General features: G+C 67.9%; 31 protein-coding genes, 1 tRNA gene and 1 pseudogene. All 33 read left to right on the forward strand.

Annotation, left to right across the window (positions count from 1 at the left end; translation table 11 throughout):
- Positions 1-35 precede the first annotated feature (35 nt).
- The 33 genes and pseudogenes from QQK45_RS18855 to QQK45_RS19010 all read left to right on the forward strand — a co-directional run bounded on the left by QQK45_RS18855 (position 36) and on the right by QQK45_RS19010 (position 21,722).
- Positions 36-242: a hypothetical protein gene (locus tag QQK45_RS18855; RefSeq protein WP_284294531.1), complete on the forward strand. Its 207-nt coding sequence runs from the start codon at positions 36-38 to the stop codon at positions 240-242.
- Between the two features lie 49 nt (positions 243-291).
- Positions 292-417 carry a helix-turn-helix domain-containing protein gene (locus tag QQK45_RS23460; protein WP_431310352.1) on the forward strand — a complete coding sequence of 42 codons (126 nt, stop codon included), beginning with the start codon at positions 292-294 and terminating at the stop codon, positions 415-417.
- Complete coding sequence (locus QQK45_RS18860) at positions 414-572, forward strand: hypothetical protein (protein ID WP_284294532.1); 159 nt, start codon at positions 414-416, stop codon at positions 570-572. Before QQK45_RS23460 ends, QQK45_RS18860 begins: the two co-directional genes overlap by 4 nt.
- Positions 569-1,303, forward strand: coding sequence for a hypothetical protein (locus tag QQK45_RS18865; protein WP_284294533.1), 735 nt, complete (start codon positions 569-571; stop codon positions 1,301-1,303). Before QQK45_RS18860 ends, QQK45_RS18865 begins: the two co-directional genes overlap by 4 nt.
- A gap of 13 nt (positions 1,304-1,316) precedes the next feature.
- Positions 1,317-1,631: a hypothetical protein gene (locus QQK45_RS18870; RefSeq protein WP_284294534.1), complete on the forward strand. Its 315-nt coding sequence runs from the start codon at positions 1,317-1,319 to the stop codon at positions 1,629-1,631.
- The gene (locus QQK45_RS18875; RefSeq protein WP_284294535.1) at positions 1,628-1,927 is read left to right on the forward strand and encodes a hypothetical protein; all 300 of its coding nucleotides are present in this window, start codon (positions 1,628-1,630) and stop codon (positions 1,925-1,927) included. The genes QQK45_RS18870 and QQK45_RS18875 overlap by 4 nt, the downstream gene beginning before the upstream one ends.
- Complete coding sequence (locus QQK45_RS18880) at positions 1,924-2,109, forward strand: hypothetical protein (RefSeq protein ID WP_284294536.1); 186 nt, start codon at positions 1,924-1,926, stop codon at positions 2,107-2,109. Before QQK45_RS18875 ends, QQK45_RS18880 begins: the two co-directional genes overlap by 4 nt.
- 151 nt (positions 2,110-2,260) lie before the next feature.
- On the forward strand, positions 2,261-2,899 hold the full coding sequence (locus QQK45_RS18885) for a hypothetical protein (protein WP_284294537.1): 639 nt from the start codon (positions 2,261-2,263) through the stop codon (positions 2,897-2,899).
- 174 nt (positions 2,900-3,073) lie between these two features.
- Positions 3,074-3,144 (forward strand) — tRNA-Gln (locus QQK45_RS18890).
- 21 nt (positions 3,145-3,165) lie between these two features.
- Positions 3,166-5,031: a glycosyltransferase gene (locus QQK45_RS18895; protein ID WP_284294538.1), complete on the forward strand. Its 1,866-nt coding sequence runs from the start codon at positions 3,166-3,168 to the stop codon at positions 5,029-5,031.
- Positions 5,028-5,225: a hypothetical protein gene (locus QQK45_RS18900; protein ID WP_284294539.1), complete on the forward strand. Its 198-nt coding sequence runs from the start codon at positions 5,028-5,030 to the stop codon at positions 5,223-5,225. Before QQK45_RS18895 ends, QQK45_RS18900 begins: the two co-directional genes overlap by 4 nt.
- Positions 5,222-5,851, forward strand: a complete 630-nt coding sequence (locus QQK45_RS18905) for a hypothetical protein (RefSeq protein WP_284294540.1) — start codon at positions 5,222-5,224, stop codon at positions 5,849-5,851. Before QQK45_RS18900 ends, QQK45_RS18905 begins: the two co-directional genes overlap by 4 nt.
- Positions 5,852-6,011: 160 nt before the next feature.
- Positions 6,012-6,176: a hypothetical protein gene (locus QQK45_RS18910; RefSeq protein WP_284294541.1), complete on the forward strand. Its 165-nt coding sequence runs from the start codon at positions 6,012-6,014 to the stop codon at positions 6,174-6,176.
- A 328-nt stretch (positions 6,177-6,504) separates the two neighbouring features.
- Entirely contained in the window at positions 6,505-6,879 is a 375-nt protein-coding gene (locus QQK45_RS18915) for a hypothetical protein (protein WP_284294542.1), read from the forward strand.
- Between the two features lies 1 nt (position 6,880).
- Positions 6,881-7,987, forward strand: a complete 1,107-nt coding sequence (locus QQK45_RS18920; protein ID WP_284294543.1) for a terminase — start codon at positions 6,881-6,883, stop codon at positions 7,985-7,987.
- Entirely contained in the window at positions 7,974-8,627 is a 654-nt protein-coding gene (locus QQK45_RS18925) for a terminase (RefSeq protein WP_284294544.1), read from the forward strand. The genes QQK45_RS18920 and QQK45_RS18925 overlap by 14 nt, the downstream gene beginning before the upstream one ends.
- Before the next feature lie 4 nt (positions 8,628-8,631).
- Positions 8,632-9,162: a hypothetical protein gene (locus tag QQK45_RS18930; RefSeq protein ID WP_284294545.1), complete on the forward strand. Its 531-nt coding sequence runs from the start codon at positions 8,632-8,634 to the stop codon at positions 9,160-9,162.
- A complete protein-coding gene (locus QQK45_RS18935) occupies positions 9,084-10,109 on the forward strand; it encodes a hypothetical protein (protein WP_284294546.1) in 1,026 nt (341 codons plus the stop codon). Before QQK45_RS18930 ends, QQK45_RS18935 begins: the two co-directional genes overlap by 79 nt.
- The gene (locus QQK45_RS18940; protein WP_284294547.1) at positions 10,106-11,026 is read left to right on the forward strand and encodes a hypothetical protein; all 921 of its coding nucleotides are present in this window, start codon (positions 10,106-10,108) and stop codon (positions 11,024-11,026) included. The genes QQK45_RS18935 and QQK45_RS18940 overlap by 4 nt, the downstream gene beginning before the upstream one ends.
- A 52-nt stretch (positions 11,027-11,078) precedes the next feature.
- Positions 11,079-11,222 carry a hypothetical protein gene (locus QQK45_RS18945; RefSeq protein WP_284294548.1) on the forward strand — a complete coding sequence of 48 codons (144 nt, stop codon included), beginning with the start codon at positions 11,079-11,081 and terminating at the stop codon, positions 11,220-11,222.
- Positions 11,219-12,705 (forward strand): annotated as a pseudogene (locus QQK45_RS18950) (SU10 major capsid protein). Before QQK45_RS18945 ends, QQK45_RS18950 begins: the two are co-directional and overlap by 4 nt.
- Positions 12,706-12,775: 70 nt before the next feature.
- Positions 12,776-13,366, forward strand: coding sequence for a hypothetical protein (locus QQK45_RS18955; protein WP_284294549.1), 591 nt, complete (start codon positions 12,776-12,778; stop codon positions 13,364-13,366).
- On the forward strand, positions 13,366-13,758 hold the full coding sequence (locus QQK45_RS18960) for a DUF6093 family protein (RefSeq protein ID WP_284294550.1): 393 nt from the start codon (positions 13,366-13,368) through the stop codon (positions 13,756-13,758). Before QQK45_RS18955 ends, QQK45_RS18960 begins: the two co-directional genes overlap by 1 nt.
- Complete coding sequence (locus tag QQK45_RS18965) at positions 13,755-14,144, forward strand: hypothetical protein (protein ID WP_284294551.1); 390 nt, start codon at positions 13,755-13,757, stop codon at positions 14,142-14,144. Before QQK45_RS18960 ends, QQK45_RS18965 begins: the two co-directional genes overlap by 4 nt.
- On the forward strand, positions 14,141-14,557 hold the full coding sequence (locus QQK45_RS18970) for a hypothetical protein (RefSeq protein ID WP_284294552.1): 417 nt from the start codon (positions 14,141-14,143) through the stop codon (positions 14,555-14,557). Before QQK45_RS18965 ends, QQK45_RS18970 begins: the two co-directional genes overlap by 4 nt.
- Before the next feature lie 58 nt (positions 14,558-14,615).
- Positions 14,616-14,846: a hypothetical protein gene (locus QQK45_RS18975; RefSeq protein WP_284294553.1), complete on the forward strand. Its 231-nt coding sequence runs from the start codon at positions 14,616-14,618 to the stop codon at positions 14,844-14,846.
- Position 14,847: 1 nt separating this feature from the next.
- Positions 14,848-15,369: a phage tail tube protein gene (locus tag QQK45_RS18980; protein WP_284294554.1), complete on the forward strand. Its 522-nt coding sequence runs from the start codon at positions 14,848-14,850 to the stop codon at positions 15,367-15,369.
- A gap of 98 nt (positions 15,370-15,467) precedes the next feature.
- Positions 15,468-15,995 carry a hypothetical protein gene (locus QQK45_RS18985; RefSeq protein ID WP_284294555.1) on the forward strand — a complete coding sequence of 176 codons (528 nt, stop codon included), beginning with the start codon at positions 15,468-15,470 and terminating at the stop codon, positions 15,993-15,995.
- A gap of 8 nt (positions 15,996-16,003) precedes the next feature.
- Positions 16,004-16,465, forward strand: a complete 462-nt coding sequence (locus QQK45_RS18990) for a hypothetical protein (protein ID WP_284294556.1) — start codon at positions 16,004-16,006, stop codon at positions 16,463-16,465.
- A 160-nt stretch (positions 16,466-16,625) separates the two neighbouring features.
- Positions 16,626-18,947 (forward strand): phage tail tape measure protein, encoded by a 2,322-nt coding sequence (locus QQK45_RS18995; RefSeq protein ID WP_284294557.1) that lies wholly within the window; start codon positions 16,626-16,628, stop codon positions 18,945-18,947.
- The gene (locus QQK45_RS19000) at positions 18,890-19,321 is read left to right on the forward strand and encodes a hypothetical protein (protein WP_284294558.1); all 432 of its coding nucleotides are present in this window, start codon (positions 18,890-18,892) and stop codon (positions 19,319-19,321) included. The genes QQK45_RS18995 and QQK45_RS19000 overlap by 58 nt, the downstream gene beginning before the upstream one ends.
- Complete coding sequence (locus QQK45_RS19005; RefSeq protein WP_284294559.1) at positions 19,279-20,928, forward strand: hypothetical protein; 1,650 nt, start codon at positions 19,279-19,281, stop codon at positions 20,926-20,928. Before QQK45_RS19000 ends, QQK45_RS19005 begins: the two co-directional genes overlap by 43 nt.
- Positions 20,928-21,722, forward strand: coding sequence for a hypothetical protein (locus QQK45_RS19010; RefSeq protein WP_284294560.1), 795 nt, complete (start codon positions 20,928-20,930; stop codon positions 21,720-21,722). The genes QQK45_RS19005 and QQK45_RS19010 overlap by 1 nt, the downstream gene beginning before the upstream one ends.
- Positions 21,723-21,724: the final 2 nt, after the last annotated feature.

The raw sequence follows: 21,724 nt of genomic DNA on the forward strand, positions 1-21,724 counted from the left end.
TGTAGGTACACCGTCAAGCGGAACAGGCGAGCAGCATGAGCGCCCCCACCCGGCCCTACCCGGCCGGCCCGCTGTGCGCGCGGCACCAGCCCGACCCGCCCCCGGTGCCGCCGGCGGGCACCACCCTCGCGGACCTGCGCGCGCGACGACCGAGAACGTCGTCGACCTCGACGCCCGCCGGCGGGAGAACGTCTGGGCCCAGCCCGACCGCCAGACCCCGACCGGCCCGCGACCCGCCGTGAGCGATCCGCAACGCGCCGCCGCAACACCGACGCGGAACGGGACGCGCGGATCGAACAGCTCGCGGCCCAGGGTGTCCCGTTCCGTCTCATCGCCGACGAGGTCGGCGTCTCGAAGTCCACCGTGTCCCGCGTCCTCCAGCGCAACACCCCGACCCTCGAAGGAGTCCCCGCATGACCTGGCCCAAGATCGTCCTGCTCGCCTGGTTCGCGCTCGGCGCGCTCATGACCGTCGCGACCGTCGGGAAGCAGAAGAAGCCCACGACTCCCGGGACCGCTGCGGTCTCGCTCGTCCTCGTCGGCCTCGTCGCGTGGCTGGTCGTGATCGCATGACCACGCCCGCGAAGTGGAAGCCCCAGCCCGCCGACAGTCCGTGCAAGTGCTGCCGATGTGACCACCCGGAGCAGATCGCCGAGGCTGACGACTGGCTGGGCCACACGTGCTTCGTCATCCACCAGCACGGTTGCGACGGGCGTCACGGGAAGCGGGACGCCTGCAACCAGGACGCGCCCGTCCCGCCGGCCGTCGAGCCCGACGACGTCGTGACGCGCGCGCAGGCGCTCTACACGGCCGCGCTCGACTCGAAGCCCGGGAAGGGCGAGTGGCCCACGGACGCGCTCGTCGACGCCGTCACCGTGATCCCCGACCTGATCCGGCAGAACCAGCAGCTCCGCGAGACCATCACGCGTCTCGACCTGGCGACGGACGAGCTCGCGGACTCGGTGACGCAGCTCAACGCTGAACTCGTGGAAGTGCAGTCGCGGAACGCCGCCCTCACCCCCGACGAGCCGGTGGCGACGACGCAGACGTGTTCCACGTGCGGTGGCGACGGCGCGATCTACGAGCAGGTTCGCGTGGGTCAGGCTGCGACGCCGTTCGTCTGCTCGACATGTGGAGGGGACGGTGAAGTCCGTGCGGCGACGACGGTCGCACGCAGCCACGACCCGCGCTGCATCAGCCTGACCGACAGCGAGTTCAACACCTCGTGCGACTGCCGGGTGTGGATCGCGCTCGAATCTGTGGAGCGTGTGCTCGCGCTGCTGAACGGAGAGGCCGATGAGTGACCTGCGAGAGACCGTGGCCCGGACGATCTACACCATGCTCCAAGGGTCCGACGAGGGCTGGCGAGACGACGATCCTCTGTGGGAGGAAGGCGCTTACGAGGAGTGGCTGAGCATTGCCGACGCCGTGCTCGCGCTGCTGCCCGCGACCGACCGTGCGGTTGCCGCACTGTCGGAGATTCGCGACCAGGCCAAGGCGTTCGACGTCGAGGCGTGCAACCTCTACGGGGGCGACTCTCCCCAGGCGCTCTGGGCGTACGGCCTGCGCGAGTTTGTCGAGAACGCCCTGGATGGTCGCGCGACGGTCAAGCCCGACGAGGAGGCATCGTGAACGACTATGTCCCCACCGAGGACGAGGTGCGCGACACCTGGGTGGAGCGCTGGGGTCTGAACGAGCGCGAGGCCGCTGCTGAGTTCGACCGCTTCCTCGCCCAGGTGCGGGCGGAGGCGTACGAGCAGGCGCGCCGGGACATGCAAGCCGACTTCGACGCGTCGGTTGACCTGTACCGGCGTGAGGGCGCGGTGGTGGCGCTGCGCGAGGCGGCGGATGCCCTGTCTCTCACGCCGTCCAAGTGGCCATGGCATGTACTCCGTGCCCGCGCCGACCGGATCGAGGCCGAGGGGTGAAGGTCACCATCGTCACCACTGACGGCGGCTCGGTCGCCATTCAGAGCATGTCCGGCGACGGTGTGATGGAACTCGTCGAGCAGTGGACCGCCGGCGACAACCAGGTGCTCGCCTTCTCACTCGACGACACCGCCACCACCTACATCGCCCGGTCGCAGATCGTCCGCATCGACGTCGACTAGCACCACACACACCACCGCACACCCAGGCCGTCCCAGATCGGGGCGGCCTTTGTCATGCCCAGGGAGGGCACATGATCGAGGACTGACCGCCGAAGCCCTGGCCGCCGAGTTCCAGGCCGTCATCGAGCTCGTCGACCAGGTTGAGAACCCCGTGAAGATCGACGCCATCAAGACAGTCGGCGGGGGCAGATCCGTGCCCGGGTCTCGCCTACCGCCCGGTGTAGCCGAGGTACTGCACGAGGTCGACACGGACCGGGCGCTCACGATGGCCTACGACCTCAGCGAGTATGTGGCGCGCGTGATCGAGAGCAGGTGCGGGGAGGTCCTGCGACCGTCCTCGATCGCCGGCGCCCAGGTGCTCGTCGACATGACCTACGACAGCGAGGGCCGCCAGATCGTCTACGCCATCGGGCAGGACATCGACGACGTTCGCAATGCCCTGCGCGCCGTCATTCGCAAGTACGTCCGGGTCATCCACACCGGCCGCGAGTGCATGGACTATGGCTGCGACGGGCACTACACGGTGCCAAGCGAAGACGGCGACCTGCTCGTGCCGCTCGTGTGCGACGGGTGCGGGCACACGGTGAGCTACCAGGCGTGGCGAGAGTGGCCCATCGTGTCCGAGCCGTGGATCTCGCCGAGGGAGGCGGCGAGGCGGTTGTCGATCCAGTACGACGCCGTCCGAAAGCGGGCCAGTAGAGAGCGCTGGCGACGGCGCGGCAAGGGGCGCGAGGTCGAGTATGCATCCGAGTCAGTCGCGCACTCCAAAGCCAAGGAACACGCCGCTTAGGACCAAATGACAGCCGTGTAATTCGTCGGCTATCATCGGTCACAGATGAGCGGGTGAACCATGCCCGCAACGCAAGGCCCTCGGTTCTCCGGGGGCCTTTGGTGTATGCGGACCACCTCGCCCCATGCTTCCGGGCGAGTGTCGGCGGACGTGCCAGCGTCGCGGCCGACACCTTCCAGGTTCGTCTAACGGCAGGACGGCGCGCTCTGGACGCGTCTACGGAGGTTCGAATCCTTCACCTGGAGCGCACCCATCGAGGAGGATCCGTGCCAGAGGTAGTCATCGACGGCGTGACCTACGTCCCGGTGACCGGCTCAGGCTCGCGGATCGGCGTGGCGATCACCGCGCACAACCGGCCAGCGCTCCTGCCCAAGGCCCTCGACGCATGGATGGAGCACTCCCCGGACGACCTCGTGATCGTCGTGGTGGACGACGCCTCAGACGAGCCCGTGAGCGTCCCGGACGGTGTCACACTCATCCGCACCGGGACCAACGTCGGGGTGGCCGCAGCGAAGAACCTCGGCATCCGGGCGCTCATGGACGCCGGCGTGCAGCACCTGTTCCTCGCTGACGACGACACGCACCCGATCACGGATGACTGGTGGAAGCCGTACGTCGACTCCCCCGAGCCGCACCTCATGCTCACCTGGGGCGACCGCGTCTTCCGCGAGGGCGACCTGGTCGGGTACACGTGGCCCAAGGGCTGCATGCTCTACCTCGACCGCCGCGCCGTCGAACGTGTCGGCGGCATGGACCTGCGCTTCGGGCTCCACGGCCACGAGCACGTGAACCTCTCAGACCGGATCCACAACGCCGGGCTCACCACGGTGCGCTACGGCGACGTCGACGGGTCCGAGAAGCTGTTCTACGCCGGCGACCGTGACGGGCGCCTGGAGTCCTCAGTGCCCGAGAGGGTCCGTCTCGCCGCGAACCCCGAGCTGCTGTGGTCCAAGCGCGACAGTGACGAGTACATCGACTACCACGCGACCACGGCGCCGACCGAGACGGACCGGGACATCGCGCTGTCGGTGCTGATCCCCTCGGTGCACACGCGCCGGGACACGTTCGCCCCTGCGATCACGAAGGCGATCTTCGACCAGTACGAAGCCCTCGACGTCTGCGACCAGGAGCGCGTCGAGATCCTCATGCTCACCGACACCAAGACCATGACGATCGGCGCCAAACGCAACCGCATGGTCGCCATGGCTCGCGGTGAGTACGTCGCGTTCGTGGACGATGACGACCGGCTCGAGAGCGACTACCTCGCCTCGCTCCTGGCCGGCATCGACGCCTCCGGTGCCGACGTCGTGACGTTCAAGCTCTCCGTGAGCCTGGACGGCGCGGCTCCCAAGGTGTGCCGGTACTCGCGCACGTTCGCCGCCGAGAAGGACACGGCGAGCGAGTACCAGCGCTGGCCGAACCACATCATGTGCGTGAAGCGGTCGATCGCGCTGCGGACCCCGTTTCAGCCTCAGCGCTACGGCGAGGACACCCGGTACGCCGAGGACCTCCTGCCGCTGCTGCACACCGAGCACGCCATCGACAAGGTGCTGTACCACTACGACTGGGACCGCACCACGACCGAGGCCCAGCTCGCCGCGCGCTACCAGCACCTGACGGTCCAGCGCACGAAGAAGCCGCTCGTCGACATCGTGTTCCTGTCCAAGGCCGCGGACGATGACCTGCGGGCCATGACGCAGAACGCGATCGACTCCGCGATCGACGGCGCCGGCGAGATCCCAGTCAACGTGATCGTCGTCGAGCAGGTCGAGGGCGTGCGCTACAAGAGCGCCACCACGATCTACGCGACCGAACCGTTCTCGTACAACGCCTTCGCCAACCGCGGTGCCAGGTGCGGGACGGCGCCGTGGGTCATGGTCGCGAACAACGACCTGGAGTTCACGGACGGCTGGCTCAAGCCGCTGCTCGACGCGAAGCATCAGGTGGTCTCCCCGCCAACCCCGGCGACTCGCGGCAGTCCGGCATCACGCGCAACGAGATCGGCACCACCAACGGCAAGCACTTCGCCGGCTGGTGCTTCATGCTCGCCCGCCCGCTGTTCGACAAGATCGGCGGCCTCGACGAGGACTTCTCGTATTGGTGCGCCGACGACTCAGTCATCGAGCAGGTGACCGCAGCGGGCGTGAAGCCGATGCTCGTGCCCGCATCCCAGGTCAAGCACCTCGTCTCGCGCACCGGCAAAGACACGGCCGTCGGGGACGCGATGACGTGGGGCATGGTCGAGAAGTTCAACGCCAAGTACAAGCGCACCAAGTTCGTCGACGACGCACGGTTCAAGCGCTACCTCGCCACGAGAGCCGCATGAGCCTCGCGATCGGCATCGTGGCGCACCCCGACCGCCTTGAGATGGCCTGGGGTCTCGCCAAGGCTGTTGACGCCGAACTCCTTCAGTTCGACCACGACCTGCGAGGCGAGCAGGCTAACCACCAGGCCGCTCTGGATCGGCTGCTCTTCACGGATGCCGACTGGCTACTGCTCCTCGAGGACGACGCCATCCCGTGCATCGACTTCCGGGCACGGGTGAGTACGTGGCTCGAGGGCGTGGATGGCATCGCGAGCCTGTACCTCGGCACCGGGCGATGGGCTGCAACCGTGCCCCGCCTGCACGAGCCAGTGGTCTCACGCCTGGTCGCCGAGGCTGATGCTGCACACGCCGACCGCATCACGAGCGACGCGCTGTGGCACGCGGTCGCTGTCGCTGTCCCGCTGCACCATGCACGCAGCCTGCACCAGGGCATCACGCGCACCCACGCACCCACCGACCAGGCCGTCAGCATGTGGTGCAAGCGGCACGGTGTCAGCGTCACGTACGCGCATCCGTCGTTCGTGGATCACAGGGACGAGCGTGCTGCTGTGGGACACCAGGCTGACGTAGCCGTTGGGCCGCGTCGTGCATGGAGGTTCGCTGATGACGTGGCGAGTCTGCTCTAGACCAGGATGCGGCGAGTTGCACGAAGGTCGCGGTCGCTGTCCGAAGTGCACCGCCGAGGCAGACAAGGCGCGCAGGCCGAACGGAAACCCGTACAGCACGAGCGGCCATCGGCGCTTCCGTGAGGCCGTCCTCGCTCGCGATCCCATCTGCGTGCTGTGCATGAGCGCCAGGGCCACGGTCGCCGACCACTACCCCACCGAGCGCCGGGATCTCGTCGACATGGGCCTCGATCCGGACGACCCCGCTCGCGGACGAGGGCTGTGCAAGCCATGTCACGACAAGAAGACGGCGCGCACGATGCCCGGCGGCTTTGCGAAGGCTTGACTTTCGGCAGGCCGGGCCGGGGGACCCCCTCTGGGGGCTCGGCGCCAGCACCGCCGGTGAGGGCTCCGCCTGGTCCGGAGGGTTCACACTCTCCAAACCTTGGCCTACTTGACCTTGAGTTGACCCGCGCAAGGCGGGCCGACATGATGCCGCGCAAGGCGGCCGACACGAGGTGACCAATCATGCCCAAGGGTGGAGCTCGCAACAGGTCCGGCCCGGCGCCCGATCCGACATCTGGCCGCTCGGCAAGGCGTGGACTCAACTTCTCGGCCCTTCCGAACGAGGGATACCGGGGCGAGATCCCCAACTTCCCCTCTCCAAGCGCGTCGTGCACCGCTGGGAGTTCGAGGACAAGCGCCGATTCCAGGTCGTGGATGACGAGCAGAGCATGATCGTCGCTGATCGCGAGGCCGAGCTGTGGGAATGGGCGTGGCGCACTCCCCAGGCTGCCGCGTGGGCTCGCGAGCCGTGGCGCTGGCAGACGGTGGCCATGTGGGTTCGGACCTTCGTCGTCTGCGAAGGCGACGAGGCGACCGCTGCCGACAAGGGCTCTGTGCATCGCTTCGCCGACCAAATTGGACTCACACCGGCCGGCCTCAAGGAGAACGGCTGGGCGATCGCCGCCGCGCAGATCGAGCCCGTCACGGCCGTCGAGGACGGGGTGACCGAGCGCCCGGCACCGGTGCGTCGACTGAGGGCCTGACATGACGCACGCCACCGAGGTGGCGTCGATCGACTTCCCCACCTTGGGCGACCTGGCCGACGGATGGATCTCTCAGCACTGCCGGGTCCCGGACGGCATGGCCCTCGGGGCGCCGTTCAAGCTCTCCGACTGGCAGTTCTTCTTCGTCGCGAACCACTACCGGGTGCGCGAGGGGATCAAGTTCATCGACGACCCGATGCGGATCCTGCGCTCGCAGGCGTTCGTGTACCGCCGCTCGCAGATGGTCGCGCCACAGAAGACCGGCAAAGGGCCCCTCGCGGCCGCCATCACCGCCTTCGAGGGCGCCGGCCCTGCACTGTTCGCCGGGTGGGCCGCCTCGGGCGACACCTACCGATGCGACGACCACGGATGCCCGTGCGGCTGGGAGTACGAGTACCTGCCCGGCGAGCCCATGGGCATGCGCTGGCCGACACCCAAGATCCAGCTCATGGCCGCGTCTGAGGACCAGGTGGAGAACACCTACGGGCCGCTCAAGAACATGGTCGCGATGGGGCCGATCGGCGAACTCATGCACGTGCACGAGTCGTCGATCAAGATCGACCCGATCCCCGGCGCCCCTGACGGTGCCGGGATGAACCGAATCACGCCGGTCACGTCATCCGGCCTGTCGCGCCTCGGCCAGCCGATCACGTTCGCCGTCCAGGACGAGACCGGCACCTACACGAAGTCGAACAAGCTCGAGAAGCCGGCCAACGACCAGCGCCGCGGTCTCGCGGGCATGTCGGGGCGAGCGATCGAGACGACGAACGCGTGGGACCCGACGATGGACAGCGTCGCTCAGCAGACGTGGGATTCGCCTGCGCGCGACATCTTCCGCTTCTACCGCAACCCCGACCTCGAGCCCTCCATGCGAGACGCAGACGGCAACCGCCTGTCTTATCTGCGCAAGGAGCACCGGCGCAAGATCCACGCCTACGCCTACGCCGGCTCGCCCTGGGTTGACCTCGACGCGATCGAGGCGGAGGCGAGCGAGCTGTTGCACCGCGACCCCGCCCAGGCCGAGCGCTTCTTCGGCAACCGCCTCGTACAGGGAATGGGCGCCTGGCTGACCGACGGACTGTGGGCGAACGCATATGCCAGGCGATGACATCTGGCTGCCGAACCCGCCTGACGGGACCCTCGTCTGTGGCGGCTTCGACGGCTCGGAGAACGATGACTGGACGGCGATCCGCCTCGAGACCGTAGACGGGCTGCTGTTCACCCCGAGGTACGGGCCGGACCGTCGCCCGACGATCTGGAACCCGGCCGAGTGGAGCGGCAAGACGCCACGCGGCGAGGTTCATGCCGCCTGGGAAGAGATCAACCGCCGCTACAAGGTCGGCCGCGCCTACTGCGACCCCGGCTTCATGGACGAGGTGTCCTGGAAGACGGAGATCGAGACCTGGGACCAGATCTACGGGCCGAAGAAGTTCATCCCGTGGGTCATGTCCGGCTCGTCGCGCTACACCGCCGTCCATGCGGCCCTGCGCCGATTCGAGGCTGACCTCGAGAGCAGGGCCATCCGTCATGACGGCTGCCCGATCACCGACACCCACGTCGGCAACGCGCGCCGGATTGCCAAGCCTGGCGAGCGATACGCGCTCGGCAAGCCGTCCCAGAACCAGAAGATCGACGCTGCGGTGACCTCCGTGCTCGCGCACGAGGCCGCATGCGACGCCCGGTCTGAGGGCTGGGGGCAGAAGACCACGACGTACATCTACACATCCAGGACCACGAGGCGGAGGTAAGGGCATGGGGCCTGACGACATCCTCCGACTGACGGCCCTGATGGCTCAGAAGATCCGAGACCGACGCCCGACCATCGCCGAGTCAGTGGCCTACTACAAGGGCACCGAGGGGCGGCTCAAGTTCGCCTCGGAAGAGTTCAAACTGTACTTCCAGAAGCGCTTCGAGGGGCTCTCGGATAACTGGTGCATGCCGGTCGCCCAGGCCCCCATCGAGCGCATCCGCCACCAGGGCATCCGGCTCGCCGGCGAGGACACCGCCGACACCAGCCTCGCGGAGACCTGGGAGCGCAACGACGCCGAGCGCGGCCTGTCCGAGGCCCTGCTCATGATGACGATCGCCAAGCGCTCGTTCGCGCTCGTCTCGCCATCCCCCTCGGCGCCCGGATCACCTTCGAGAACCCCGACTCCTGCGCCGTCATCTACGACCCGGCAACGCGCCAGCGCAAGGCCGGTCTCGTGGTCTGGAAGGACGACCAGTTCGAGTACGGCCAGTTCCATCTGCCCAACGAGATCATCTCCGTCAAGCGGGAGCTGACGGTCGCCGCGAACTACGGTGACCGCTACATCCCCGCCAGCGCCGACGGATGGGCGTTCGACGAGAGCAACGGCGCGATCTCGAAGCCGAACCCGCTCGGCACTGTGGCACTCCTGGAGTTCCGCAACCAGTCGCTCCTCGACAACGACCCGATCTCCGACATCGCCGGCGTCATGGCCATGCAGGACGCGGTCAACCTCGTGTGGGCCTACGTGCTCAACGCCCTGGACTATGCGAGCCTGCCTGGCCGCGTCATCCTCAACGGCGAGATCCCGATGGAGCCGATCCTCAACGAGGACGGCCAGAAGATCGGTGAACGTCCCTTCGAGCTCGACTCGCTGATCCGGGACCGTGTCGCCTTCATCGGCGGCGATAACGCCAAGGTCGCCGAGTGGTCCCCCGCGACGCTCGACGCCTACTCCAAGGTCATCGAGCAGGCGATCCAGCACATCGCAGCCCAGACGCGCACCCCGGGCCACTACCTCCTGTCGGGCGGCAATGTCCCGGCTGCCGGGTACGAGCTGACCGAGGCCGGCCTGGTGTCCAAGGCGATCGAGCGCACCTCCTACGCCACACCCGAGGTCCGGGAGATCTACCGCCTGGCTGCGCTCGCCGATGGCGAGACGGCCAAGGCGAAGCAGATCGAGACGGCGAAGGTGCTGTGGGCCAAGCCCCAGTACCGCTCTGAGGCGCAGCTCATGGACGGGCTGCTCAAGATGCGCCAGATCGGCTTCCCCTCCAGTGGATCGCCGAGGAGTACGGACTCTCCCCTACGACGTCCAGCGCGTCATGAAGATGGCCCGCGCCGAAGAGGAAGACCCCTACGTCACCGCGGCGACAGTGAAGGCTGGTGCGGCCGATGTCGATCCCGGCACCACCGCAGAAGCTCCCGCCGTCGGCGCGTGACTACAAGCGCTCCCAGGCGGCCGAGCGTGCGGAGGCGTTGAAGGCGATCCATCGCCAGTGGCGCAAGATGCCGCAGGGCTCGTCATGGGATGACGCCTGGCAGCGCGTGGGCCCGGCGATCAATCAGATCGTCACCGTCGCCCAGCGTCGCATCGCCACGGCCGCGCTCGCCTACGTGCCCGCGGTGATCGAAGACACCGGTCAGACCCAGAACTTCGACGCTGACGCTACGGACGTCATCAACCCGCTCGTCGGGGTCGCAGGCGACGGGCGACCGGTCGACTCGCTCGCCTACGGGGCCGTCGTCCACTCCGGGACCGCCTACGACACGGGCTCGACGCCGTTCCAGGCGCTCAAGTCCGGTGGCGAGTGGCTCACGGTGGCCATGGGCACGGCACTGTCCGACACCGGACGCGAGGCCGAGTCCCTGGCCATGGGCACACGGCGCGTGCGCACCTACGTCCGCATGCTCGTGCCACCCTCGTGCCCGCGATGCACGATCCTCGCCGGCCAGGTCTCGCACACCTCTCAGGCGTTCCCGCGGCACACGAACTGCGACTGTCGGAACATCCCGCTCAACGAGTCGATCGCCGGCGACTACACGACCGACCCGCACGCCTACTTCCACTCGCTCACCAAGGACCAGCAGAACGAGGTCTTCGGTGAGGGCGATGCCGAGGCCGTCCGCAGCGGAGCCGACATCTTCCAGGTGGTCAACGCCCACCGAAACACCCGCCTCGCGCAGGTCGGCGGCCGGAAGGTGTGGCTCACCTCCGAGGGCACCACTCGCCGCGGCTTCGCCTACTCGCGCCTGTCGACCTCCGCTGGCAAGGACATCAAGGCGGGGCGCTACCGACGCACCAACCGCCCACGCCTCATGCCATCCACGATCCGCCGCATCGCCACCAGCCGTGAGGACTACCTCCGGCTGCTGTACGCGAACGGCTACGTGATCTAGACCCCCACGGCCCGCAAGGGGCCGCGGACCGACTCTCGCAAGGAGAGACCCCATGGCTGACGAAGCCACGCAGGACGCGGTCGCGCAGGCCGTGGAGCAGGACGTCACCACCGACCAGTCGACTGCCGGTGACGACGAGCAGACCCCGGCGCTGAGGCGCTGGGCGACGCTGGCAAGAAGGCGCTCGACGCCATGAAGGCCAAGTGGAAGGCGGCCGAGGAGAAGGCGCGCGCCGAGGCTGAGGCCCGCGAGAAGGCGGAAGCCAAGATCGCGGGCACTGAGGCCGAGTACGCAGCCGAGCAGGAGCGACGCAAGGTCGAGCAGGAGGCGCTGGCGAAGGCCAACGAGCGCATCCTCAAGGCCGAGATCCGCGCTGCAGCCGGCAAGCTCGCCGACCCCTCCGATGCCCTTCGCTACCTCAACCTCGCGGACTTCGAGGTTGGACCCGATGGAGAGGTCGACCAGGCCGCCATCACCGCCTCGATCGAGGCGCTCATCAAGTCCAAGCCCTACCTGGCCGCGCAAGGCGGAGGGTGCAGCAGACCGTCTTCCAGTCCCCCACGGCAAGTCGTGAGGGAAGCACGGAGGGGTCTGTCGCCGACCAGATCGCAGCAGCCGAGAAGGCGGGCGACTGGGCAAAGGCGGGGGCGCTCAAGGCGACCCTTCTGGACGCCAAGCACTGACACTCCACCACACCTGAAAGGGGCCAGTCATGGCCGGAATTGTTGGCATGGGGACCACCTTCAACCTCCCCAACTACGTGGGCGAGCTGTTCGCAGCTTCGCCCGAGGACACCCGCTCCTGTCGAGCATCGGCGGCCTGACCGGCGGCGAGTCCGTCGGCTCCGTCCTGTTCGAGTGGCAGGGCTACGACCTGCGCGACGCCGAGGACGACCGTCAGCGCCTTGAGGGTGCGGACGCGCCCGACGGCGAGGAGCGGGTGCGCTACAACGCGTCGAACGTGCTCGAGGTCCACCAGGAAGCGGTGAACATCTCGTACACCAAGCAGGGCGCGAACCGCCAGCGCGGCGCGGGTGCGACCGCCATCACGGTCGGCACGACGGTCGTTCCGGCCGACGAGCTCGCCTGGCAGCTCCAGCAGCAGTTCAAGCAGATTGCCCGCGACGTCGAGAAGACGTTCATCACGGGCACCTACGCGCGCCCGGCGGGCAACACCGCCCCCGCAAGACCCGCGGTCTGATCGAGGCCATCGAGACGAACGTCGACACGACCGGCGAGACCGCCGCGACTCTCGACGTCGACACGATCCTCGACCTGTTCCAGAAGGTCTGGGAGAACGGCGGCATCCAGGAGTCCGAGACCCGGACGGTCATCCTGAACGCGGCCCTCAAGCGCGCGCTCACGCGGATCTTCATCAAGGACTCGGGCTACGAGGAGGCCACCCGCAACGTCGGCGGCGTCGACCTCCAGACGTTCGAGACGGACTTTGGGCGGGCGAACATCATGCTCAACCGCTACGTGCCCGCCGACACGCTCATCGTCGCCTCGCTCGAGGAGCTGTCGCCGGCGTTCCTGGAGATCCCGGGTAGCGGCCACTTCTTCGCCGAGCCCCTCGCGAAGACGGGCGCCTCGGACAAGGTTCAGATCTACGGCGAGATCGGCCTCAAGTACGGCAACGAGCGCAAGCACGGCGTGCTCACCGTCGCTTCGGGCTCCTGATCCAGCACCCAGGCCGGGGCGCCCCCTTTCGCCCCGGCCTGGGGTCCGCACAACCGCCGAGGAGGCGCAGATGGACCCGCTCGCGACCGTCGCTGACCTCCAGGCTCTCGGCGTGGACACGACGACCAACCCGGCGCTCGTGGACTCGCTGCTCGACTCCGTCTCGTCCGCCGTGCGCGACGCGGCGGGCTCGCTCATCACGCGAACGACCTCCACGGCCACCATCTGGACCGAGGCGTCCAGGCGACTCGAGCTTCCCGTTCGCCCGGTTCGCTCCGTGTCCTCGGTGAAGATCGACGACCAGGACTTCACGAGCTATCGACTCCTCGGTTCCTCGCTGTGGCGCGACTGCTACTGGCACCAGCCCGGCGAGACTCCGTCCGCCGTCACGGTCACCTTCGACCACGGCTATGACGAGGTGCCCGCCGACATCGTCAACCTCGTCTGCATGCTCGTCGCGGCAGGCGTCAACGAGGCCGCGAACGGCGGGCTCGCGTCCCACCGCGGCCTGTCCTCCGAACGGATCGACGACGCGCAGATCTCCTACGCCACCGGCGAGTCCGAGGTTGTGGACGTCACCGAGCTTCCCGAGCGCACCAAGCTCGCGCTACGTCAACGGTTCGGCACCCCGCGCACCGGTGTCTACGAGACGGTCCGCTGATGCGCGCCCCATCCCTCACCCGCCACCGCGCCAACGCCGAAGCCCTCATGATCGACACCTGCACGGTGCGCCGGATCGTGGGCTCGACCGAGGATCCGACCACTGGCGCCCCCGTCGACACCTACGAGGACGTCTACCAGGGCAAGGCCAAGCGCCAGTCCGAGGCGCAGTACGAGGTCACTCCCGACATTGGCGAGGCCGTGTTTACGGTGCAGCGCTACCTCGCCCACTTCCCCGTCGGCGCGTTCCTCCCGAACGTCGGCGACGTCATCGAGTGGACCGCCTGCCCCGAGGATCCTCTACGCGCGGGCACGAAGGACCGCATCGTCGGCCGCTTCAACAAGTCCCTCGCGACCGCCATGCGCGTCTACGTCGAACAGGTGGTGCCGTGATGCCTGACGGGATCTCCATCGACACCTCTGCCCTGCGCACGCTCGCCACCGATCTCGGCAAGATCCCCGGCAAGGCTGAGCCCGGGCTCGAGGTGGTCATGAAGCGCGCGGCGCAGAACATCAAGACCGACATGCAGGCCGAGTTCCGCAAGTCCACGCACTTCCGAGGGGTCGCGGGCCACGTGTCCTACGACCGCACCGGCTTCCTCGGCTCCGTCGGCTACGAGATCGGCCCCGAGGTTGGTGGCGCCGGCTCCCTGGCTGGCATCGCGGTCAACGGCGGCGCGAACGGTGGCGGCGGGACGGTCGACATCGACCACGTCCTCGAGCGTGAGGCGCCGAACATCGAGCGCGAGGTCGGCAAGATCCTGGACCGCCTGCTGTGAGCGCGTCGAAGCCGCTGTACGACGCAATCAAGGCTCTCGCCCCGTCAGGCATCACGGTCTACTCCGGCGAGGCCAAGGCGATCGGATCGGCCGTGCTCACTCCCCCGTGGCTCGTGTTGAACATCGAGACCCCGGACTCGATCAGGTCCGCGGCCGCGACGCACCTCGCGGGCACCGGGCGACTCAAGGTCACCGTGTGCGCCGCCGACGAGGCGAACTGCCACTACTGGATCGACGCCGTGCATGAGGCATGGCGCGGTGCTCGTGTCCAGGTCCCCGGCTGGGCGATCGGCACGCTCATCCAGACCGAGCAGTCCGGCCCCTACCTCGCCGGACTCACGGCCACCGACACCAACCTGCGCTACCAGGTCGCGCAGGTGTGGTTCAGCTTCACCGCCTCCCCGCTGACCTGACCCACCCCACCCTCTAGCCCCCTGGCATCGCCTGCGGGGCGCTTCGTCATGCCCGGAGGTGGCCGTGTTCGTGCGCGTTCGCGACCCATCCACGGGCCACCAGTTCGACGTGCCAGAGACCGACCGACGCATCGGGGTCTCGCTCGCCCTGCTCGACCGGCCGCACTTTCCACCGTCGCGCTACCCGCGTCCGCCGAAGCACCACCTGAACCTCGCGGGCCAGTCGGCCTCGCGTGAGCCGGAGCCCGCGACCGCAGGCCCGGAAGAGGCCACTGAGAAGGAGATTTGACATGGCCGCCACTGGATCCCTGCCCGTCACCCCGTCCGACGGCAACACCCGCGTCCTGCTCGTCCCGGCGATCGCGGACGAGACCGCGCCCACCGTCACCGAGCTCACCGGCGCGGGCGTCGTCGACATCTCGTGCTACCTCACCGTGGACGGCCTCGCGGCCACCCTCGACGAGGCGCAGATCAGCATCGACCTGCTCTGCTCGCGCGTCACCCGCCAGGAGCCGGGCCGCGTCACCCCGTCGCTCACCTTCACCGGTGTCGACAACACGAACACCGACTACGAGGACGACTTCAACGAGCTCGTCGACGCCCTGACCTACCTGTCGATCTGGTACGTCGTCATCCGCCGCGGACTCCCGTTCGAGGACGCGATCGCGGCCGGCCAGAAGGTCACCGTGCTCAAGGGCAAGGCGGGCATGAAGCAGCTCGTCGCGTCCGAGGCCAACTCGTTCCAGCGCTCGACCTGGAACATGAACGCCGCCTCGTACAACCCCGACGTCGCGGTCGTCGCCGGCTCCTGACCCCCAACTCCCCCGGCCCGCTCTGACGGTGGGCGGGTCGGGGGTCACACACCGTCACACACCGTCACCACCGTCACCTCGCCGTCAAGGAGTACGACATGGTTCTGCCCATCAAGCGCGCCCGGTCCACGTTCACCTTCTACCCGGACATGTCCGTGGCCCAGGAGATCGACCGCCTCGAGGAGGCTGTCGCCGTCGCCATGCAGGCTCTCGAGACCGAGAAGGACAAGCCCCAGACCCTCGCGTCGAAGACCGTCGCGCAGGCGCAGAAGAAGGTCGACGCCGCACGCAAGGCCTACGACGACGCCTGCGCAGCCGCGAACTCCGGAGCGCTCAAGCTCACCCTTGAAGCCCTCGCCCAGAAGCGCTGGGCCGAGGCCGAAGAGGCCCACCCGGCACGCGAAGGCGACGACGACGACGCGGTCTACGCCGTCAACTTCGACACCTTCCTCGGCGAGGTGCTCCCCGACTCGGTCATCGAGGTCCAGGACGGCGCCGGCGAGCGTGTGGCCGTGAGCCCGGACGAGTGGCGCCAGGCGGTCGACGAGATCAGCAACGGGCAGTACCGCGCCTTGCTCCTGTCGATCCTCGCGCTGAACCGGAGCGCCAAGCAGAACCCTTTCTAGTCCGCCGCTTGACGAGCGACCCAGGCCTGCGCGCGGAAGTCTCCCTCGCGCGGCGCCTGGGGATCTCGTACAAGCGGCTCAAGGGCTGGGAGCCGGTCACGACGTACACCTACGACGGGGACGGGCGCCTGGTCTCCTCGCGCCCCGAGGTCGAGTGGGACGAGACCGAACAGGCGTGGATGTCCGCACTGGACGCCTACGAGGCGTCCCTGTGCGAGCACTGCGGCCTACCTCGCGACGTCTGCCACGCACCAACGCTCGAGGGGCGCGTCAAGGTACCGCCACCGTCACGCTGCCACGTCCATACCGCCATGCTCCGAGCGCAGAACGACCGCGCCTCGTACAACCAGAGCGTCGCCAACAAGGGTGGCGCACGCATGGGTCAGTACGACGCAGCCCTCTCGTGGGGCTTCACCCTCCCTGAGCCCGCGACCTCTGTGACGCCCACCAGCCCAGCCCGGCAGCGGTGACAACCACCCCCGCAACAAAGAGCCACACATGCGGGCTCCCTGCGGCGGTGGAGGCGATCGCGAACACCAGGACGACGACACCAACGACGGTCGCCCAGTTCCACACGCTGCGGCTGTTCATGCGCCCCATCTAACTCCACATCGAACCCAGAGGTGATCCGTGGCCACTCGTACCGAGACCATCAAGATCAACCTCGACATCTCGGGCCTGCGCGCGAACGCTGCGGCTGCCAAGAAGTCCATCGCTGACGCGGCTGGAACGAAGCTCCCGGCGTACGCACAGAAGAACGCTGCGGCTCTTGGTCAGGTGTCCAAGGCGGCCGGGATCATGGGCGCCGCCCTGGTGGCTTCTGCTGGTCTCGCGGTCAAGACGTTCGCCGACTGGGACTCCAAGATGGCGCAGGTCAAGTCGCTGTCCCACGCCTCGGCTGCGGACATGCAGCAACTCAAGACCGCGACGATGGGCTTCGCCAAGCAGTTCGGGATCTCGGCGACCCAGGCTGCCGACGCGGAGATCGAGCTCGTCAAGGCCGGCGTGTCCGTGAAGGACATCATGGGCGGCGCGCTCAAGGGCGCCCTCACCCTCGCCTCGGCCGGACAGATGGACGTGGCCGACGCGACGGAGATCGCCGCCTCGGCCATGACGCAGTTCGGCCTCAAGGGCAAGGACGTCTCGCACATCGCCGACCTCCTGGCTGCTGGTGCAGACAAGGCCCTCGGCTCGGTTTCCGACCTCGGGCAGGGCCTCAAGTACGTCGGCCCTGTCGCTGCCGGTCTGAACATCAGCATCGAGCAGACCGTCGGCACCCTCTCCGAGCTCGCCCAGAACGGCATCCTCGCCGACCAGGCGGGCACCTCCCTGCGCGGCATGCTCCAGGCGCTTGTAGCCCCGTCGCGCGAGGCGACGAAGGTCATGGACACCTACGGGATCTCCGTCTACGACGCTCAGGGCAAGTTCGTTGGGTTCGATGGCATCGCCGAGCAGCTCAGCACCAAGCTCGGCAAGCTTGACGATGCAACCAAGCAGCAGGCCCTCGGGCAGATCTTCGGCAACCAGCAGATCACCGCCGCGACCGTCCTCATGAAGGACGGCGCGAAGGGTGTCGACGACTGGACCAAGGCGGTCAACGACCAGGGCTTCGCGGCTGAGCAGGCGTCCGGGAAGATGGACTCCCTCTCCGGCGACCTCGAGAAGTTCAAGGCATCCCTGACCAACGCCCTGATCGGCACCGGCGCAGGGGCGAACTCACCCCTGCGCGGGCTCGTCCAGGGCGCGACCGACCTCGTCGACGCGTTCAACAAGCTCCCTGGCCCCATGAAGACGGCAACACTGGCGCTCGTCGGCGGCGGCGGACTGGTCGCGCTCGGGGTGGCTGGGCTCGCGAAGGTAATCCAGTCGGTGGGGACACTCAAGAAGACCGTCGACACCCTCGGCGCGTCGTTCCCCCGCGCGACCAAGTCGCTCGGCAGCCTTGGCAAGGCGGCAGGCATTGCCGCCGCTGCTTTCACCACGTTCGAGATTGCTGCGCAGATCGCCGGGAGCGGTCTGGACAAGATCGCCTCGCAGACCCAGTTCGAGAGCACCTTGAAGAAGATCGGCTCGTCGGCGAAGGACAGCGGCGAGTCCGTCTCGGACGCCAAGAAGAAGCTCGACGACTTGTTCACAGTCTCGGGTTCCGGGGCTGCGTCGATCACAGGCGTTGGCAACGCCATCAAGACGCTCAACATGAACAAGTTCATCCAGACGTGGGACACCGTGGGGTCTCTGTTCGGGGTGTTCGACTCCGACCAGAAGCTCGCAAAGAAGGCGGTCTCAGAGTTCGATGACGCCATCACCGCTCTGGCCGAGAGCGGTGATGTCGAAGACGTCGCCTCCTCCCTCAAGTACTACCAGGAGCAGGCCAACAAGGCTGGCGTCTCGACCGAGAAGGCCATGGCGCTCCTGCCGAACTACAACGACTACCTGACGCAGCAGGCAGACGCCACGAAGTCCGCAGCGGATGCCACGGACGTGAATGCAGTGGCAGCACAGGAGGCTGCGAAGAAGTTCCAGGCCTCCGAAGAGGCTGTGGCCAAGTGGGCCAAGGGCGTCTCGGACAACGCCGGCGCGTTCCTCGACTTCTCCCAGGATGCCGACACTGCGAAGCTGTCGCTCGACGGCTGGATCCAGAAGCTCGACGGCCAGGCGAGCGACCTGCGCGACTGGGCGAAGAACATCAAGAAGGCGGCCGAGAACGGCGTCTCCAAGGGCGTCCTGACCGAGCTCGCGAAGCTCGGGCCGGAGGAGCGACCCGCGTCAAGGAACTGGCGAACGGCACCAAGAAGCAGGTCGACCAGGTCAACCGGGACTTCGCGACGGTCAGCAAGTCGGCCGACGACGTCAACAGCTCACTCTCCGCCATCAAGGCTCCGAAGCCGGTCAAGGTGGAGGTCGACACCTCGGGCGCGAAGAAGGTCATCGACGGTCTGCACGACGCGATGAGCCTGTTCAAGCCCAAGCCCACGAAGGTCACTGCCGACACGACGCCGGCGAAGAAGTCCACGGACGCCCTCAAGGACTACATCGACCGGACGTCCGGGAACGTCGACGTCGGCGCTGACACCTCTGCCGGCAAGCAGGACGCGAACTCTCTGCTCGGCTACATCTCGAGATCCAGTGCGAACGTCAAGGTCGGCGCCGACACCTCGGCGTTCAACAAGGCGATGTCCGAGCTGACCGTGCCGCAGAAGACGGTCGGCGTCCTGGCACCGCATGCGGCAGGCGGGGCTACATCGCCGGGCCCGGCGGCCCGACGGACGACAAGGTCCCGGCGATGCTCTCCAATGGAGAGTTCGTCATCAGCGCGGCCGCGGTGAAGAAGTACGGGCCGCTGATCGAGCAGATCAACTCGGGCACCCTGCCCCACTTCGCGTCGGGCGGCAAGGTCCCGAGCAAGTGGCACGGGCACTCGCTGGAGTACTGGCAGCAGCGCTACGCCTCGGGCACGGACTACCTGCAGCTCAAGCAGGCGATCGCCAACGACAAGAAGTCGCTCGCTGAGAAGGAGTTGTACGGCCCGAAGGACAAGAACGGCAAGCAGCACGAGAAGCGGTATGTGCTGCGCGGGATCGACCGCCGGGTCGCGAACTCTCAGCTCAAGGACGACCAGAGGGCCCTTGCCGACGCGAACACCGCGCGGGCGTTCGTGAAGAAGTACGGCTCGTTCGCGTCGGCGATCAAGGCTCGGGACAAGGCGAAGGATCGGGACCAGGCCGCGTCCGAGAAGAAGTCCGCTCTCGCCGCATCCTCGTCTGAGGTGCGCACGTCGGCGACCCGAGGAGAGATCAAGGACGCCGTGACGGGCGGTCTCGACTCGGCGTATGGGGCGATCGATCAGCTCATCAGCGCCTCCAAGGACACGAACCTGTCCAAGTCCCAGCGGTCCTCCCTGGCGAAGGCGGCGAAGGACGCCGAGCCGCAGCTCAGGGCCCTGTACAAGCAGGCGGACGGGATCGAGAAGTCCCTCGGCAAGGCGAAGGACCACCTCGCCGACGTCAAGGGCGTGTGGTCGTCGGCGCGCGAAGCCGTGAAGGGTGCGTTCAACCTGTCCGACGCCTACTCGGCTTCGGGAACCATGCACTCGGACAGCGTGGGCAACGTGTGGTACGACGCGGCCACGAAGGGCTACACGAAGGCGGGAATCCTCTCCACCGCCAAGACGCAGGTCGCTACCGCGAAGTCGTTCGCGACGAAGCTCGCTGCGGTCCAGAAGCGGCTGGGATCCACTCCTGCCGCGTACGCGATCATTCAGCAGGCGATGGGCATCTTCGGCCAGGACCCCGAGCAGGGTGTGCAGTTCGTGACCGCGTTGCAGTCGATGAGCGCGGCGGAGCTCCTCGAGCTGAAGAACGACTACTACGGGTTCACCAACTCGAAGACCGGGGCGGCGGCGATCGCCGCCGGTGCTGTGGCGGACTCGTACAGCGTCGGCGGGCTCGACGCGGCGAACAAGTCGGCCGACGACCTGTCGAAGTCCCTCGACGACGTGAACAAGAAGCTCTCGAACATCGGGGACTCGGTGACGAACGCGATGCTGTCGCCCTACGGCTACAAGCTCGTCGGCGGCAAGGTTGTCAAGAAGGCTGCGGGCGGCTGGGTCTCCGGGCCTGGCACGTCGACGTCGGACTCGGTCCCCGCGCTCTTGTCGGACGGCGAGTTCGTCGTGAACGCTGCCGCGGCCAAGGCGAACGGCGGCCTGCTGGAGTGGATCAACTCCCAGCCCGCGACGACGATCCTGCCAACGCGGCCGACGGTCGTCCAGTCGTCCTCCGGGACGACTGTCTCACTGGCGGGCGCACGCGTCGTCGTGAAGGTAGGCGAGCGCGAGTTCGACGGGTACGTCTCAGAGACGGCTGGCCGTGTCGTCGCGGCACACACCGCAGCACAGGACCGACAGGCGGCCTACACGGGAGGCGGGTTCTGATGGCGCTCACGCCGACGTTCTACCCGGACCGGAACCTGGTGCAGCTCGTCCTCGACGGGGCCGGGACCGGGTGGTCGACCGCCACGGCGGCCACGATCACCCGGTCGGTGGCCGGAGCCTCGCCTGTCCCGGTGCGTGGGGTCGAGCGCCGGCCTGTCGTCGGTGGCGTGCTGGTGTGGTCCGACAACGAGGCACCAATGGATGCGTCGGTGGTCTACGCGGCCACGGGCGTCGGTCCGGACACCCCGGTCGCGCTCACCGGCACGGCCGCGACGACCGGTGCCGCGTGGGGTCTGTGGCTCAAGCCTCCGGGACGCGCGGACCTGAACTGCCGGGTCGGGCTGCTCGATGCTGGCGACATGGGGCAGGACGACGTCGGCGGCTCGTGGACCATCCCCGGTGGTGGCCGCGTGTCGGAGTCGGCCGGGCTCGCCCCGCTGACGACGACGCTCTCGGTGCAGGTGGATGACGCCGACGGGCTCGCTGCGGTGCGCGCTGCGATCACGCAGGCGCCTGGGCGTGTCCTGCTGCTGCAGACCGGGCAGCCGGAGGAACTCCCGTCGGGCTACTACCACGTGACGTCGGTGTCGCAGGCCAACCCTGGCCAGCTGCGGTCGGACTTGCTGGGCTACCGGACGCTCTCGATCCAGGTCGAGGCCGTGGATATGCCCGCCGGCGACAGCACGGGCTTCTCGGGCGTGAGCCATGCCGTGATCGCGGCGACGTTCGCGTCGCACCAGGAGATCAAGGACCGCGGCCTGACGCACCTCGACCTCGCGACCGGGAACTGGTGATC

Origin of the sequence: Luteimicrobium album, from assembly GCF_030161555.1 — a bacterium.
In the GTDB taxonomy this organism is placed as follows: Bacteria; Actinomycetota; Actinomycetes; order Actinomycetales; family Cellulomonadaceae; genus Luteimicrobium; species Luteimicrobium album.

Bases quoted from the DNA above. Each gene is read 5' to 3' on its own strand.
- QQK45_RS18855 (WP_284294531.1), top strand. From the start codon at position 36: ATGAGCGCCCCCACCCGGCCCTACCCGGCCGGCCCGCTGTGCGCGCGG.
- QQK45_RS18860 (WP_284294532.1), top strand. From the start codon at position 414: ATGACCTGGCCCAAGATCGTCCTGCTCGCCTGGTTCGCGCTCGGCGCG.
- QQK45_RS18865 (WP_284294533.1), top strand. From the start codon at position 569: ATGACCACGCCCGCGAAGTGGAAGCCCCAGCCCGCCGACAGTCCGTGC.
- QQK45_RS18905 (WP_284294540.1), top strand. From the start codon at position 5,222: ATGAGCCTCGCGATCGGCATCGTGGCGCACCCCGACCGCCTTGAGATG.
- QQK45_RS18910 (WP_284294541.1), top strand. From the start codon at position 6,012: ATGAGCGCCAGGGCCACGGTCGCCGACCACTACCCCACCGAGCGCCGG.
- QQK45_RS18920 (WP_284294543.1), top strand. From the start codon at position 6,881: ATGACGCACGCCACCGAGGTGGCGTCGATCGACTTCCCCACCTTGGGC.
- QQK45_RS18925 (WP_284294544.1), top strand. From the start codon at position 7,974: ATGCCAGGCGATGACATCTGGCTGCCGAACCCGCCTGACGGGACCCTC.
- QQK45_RS18930 (WP_284294545.1), top strand. From the start codon at position 8,632: ATGGGGCCTGACGACATCCTCCGACTGACGGCCCTGATGGCTCAGAAG.
- QQK45_RS18945 (WP_284294548.1), top strand. From the start codon at position 11,079: ATGGCTGACGAAGCCACGCAGGACGCGGTCGCGCAGGCCGTGGAGCAG.
- QQK45_RS18955 (WP_284294549.1), top strand. From the start codon at position 12,776: ATGGACCCGCTCGCGACCGTCGCTGACCTCCAGGCTCTCGGCGTGGAC.
- QQK45_RS18960 (WP_284294550.1), top strand. From the start codon at position 13,366: ATGCGCGCCCCATCCCTCACCCGCCACCGCGCCAACGCCGAAGCCCTC.
- QQK45_RS18980 (WP_284294554.1), top strand. From the start codon at position 14,848: ATGGCCGCCACTGGATCCCTGCCCGTCACCCCGTCCGACGGCAACACC.
- QQK45_RS18985 (WP_284294555.1), top strand. From the start codon at position 15,468: ATGGTTCTGCCCATCAAGCGCGCCCGGTCCACGTTCACCTTCTACCCG.
- QQK45_RS19005 (WP_284294559.1), top strand. From the start codon at position 19,279: ATGCTCTCCAATGGAGAGTTCGTCATCAGCGCGGCCGCGGTGAAGAAG.
- QQK45_RS19010 (WP_284294560.1), top strand. From the start codon at position 20,928: ATGGCGCTCACGCCGACGTTCTACCCGGACCGGAACCTGGTGCAGCTC.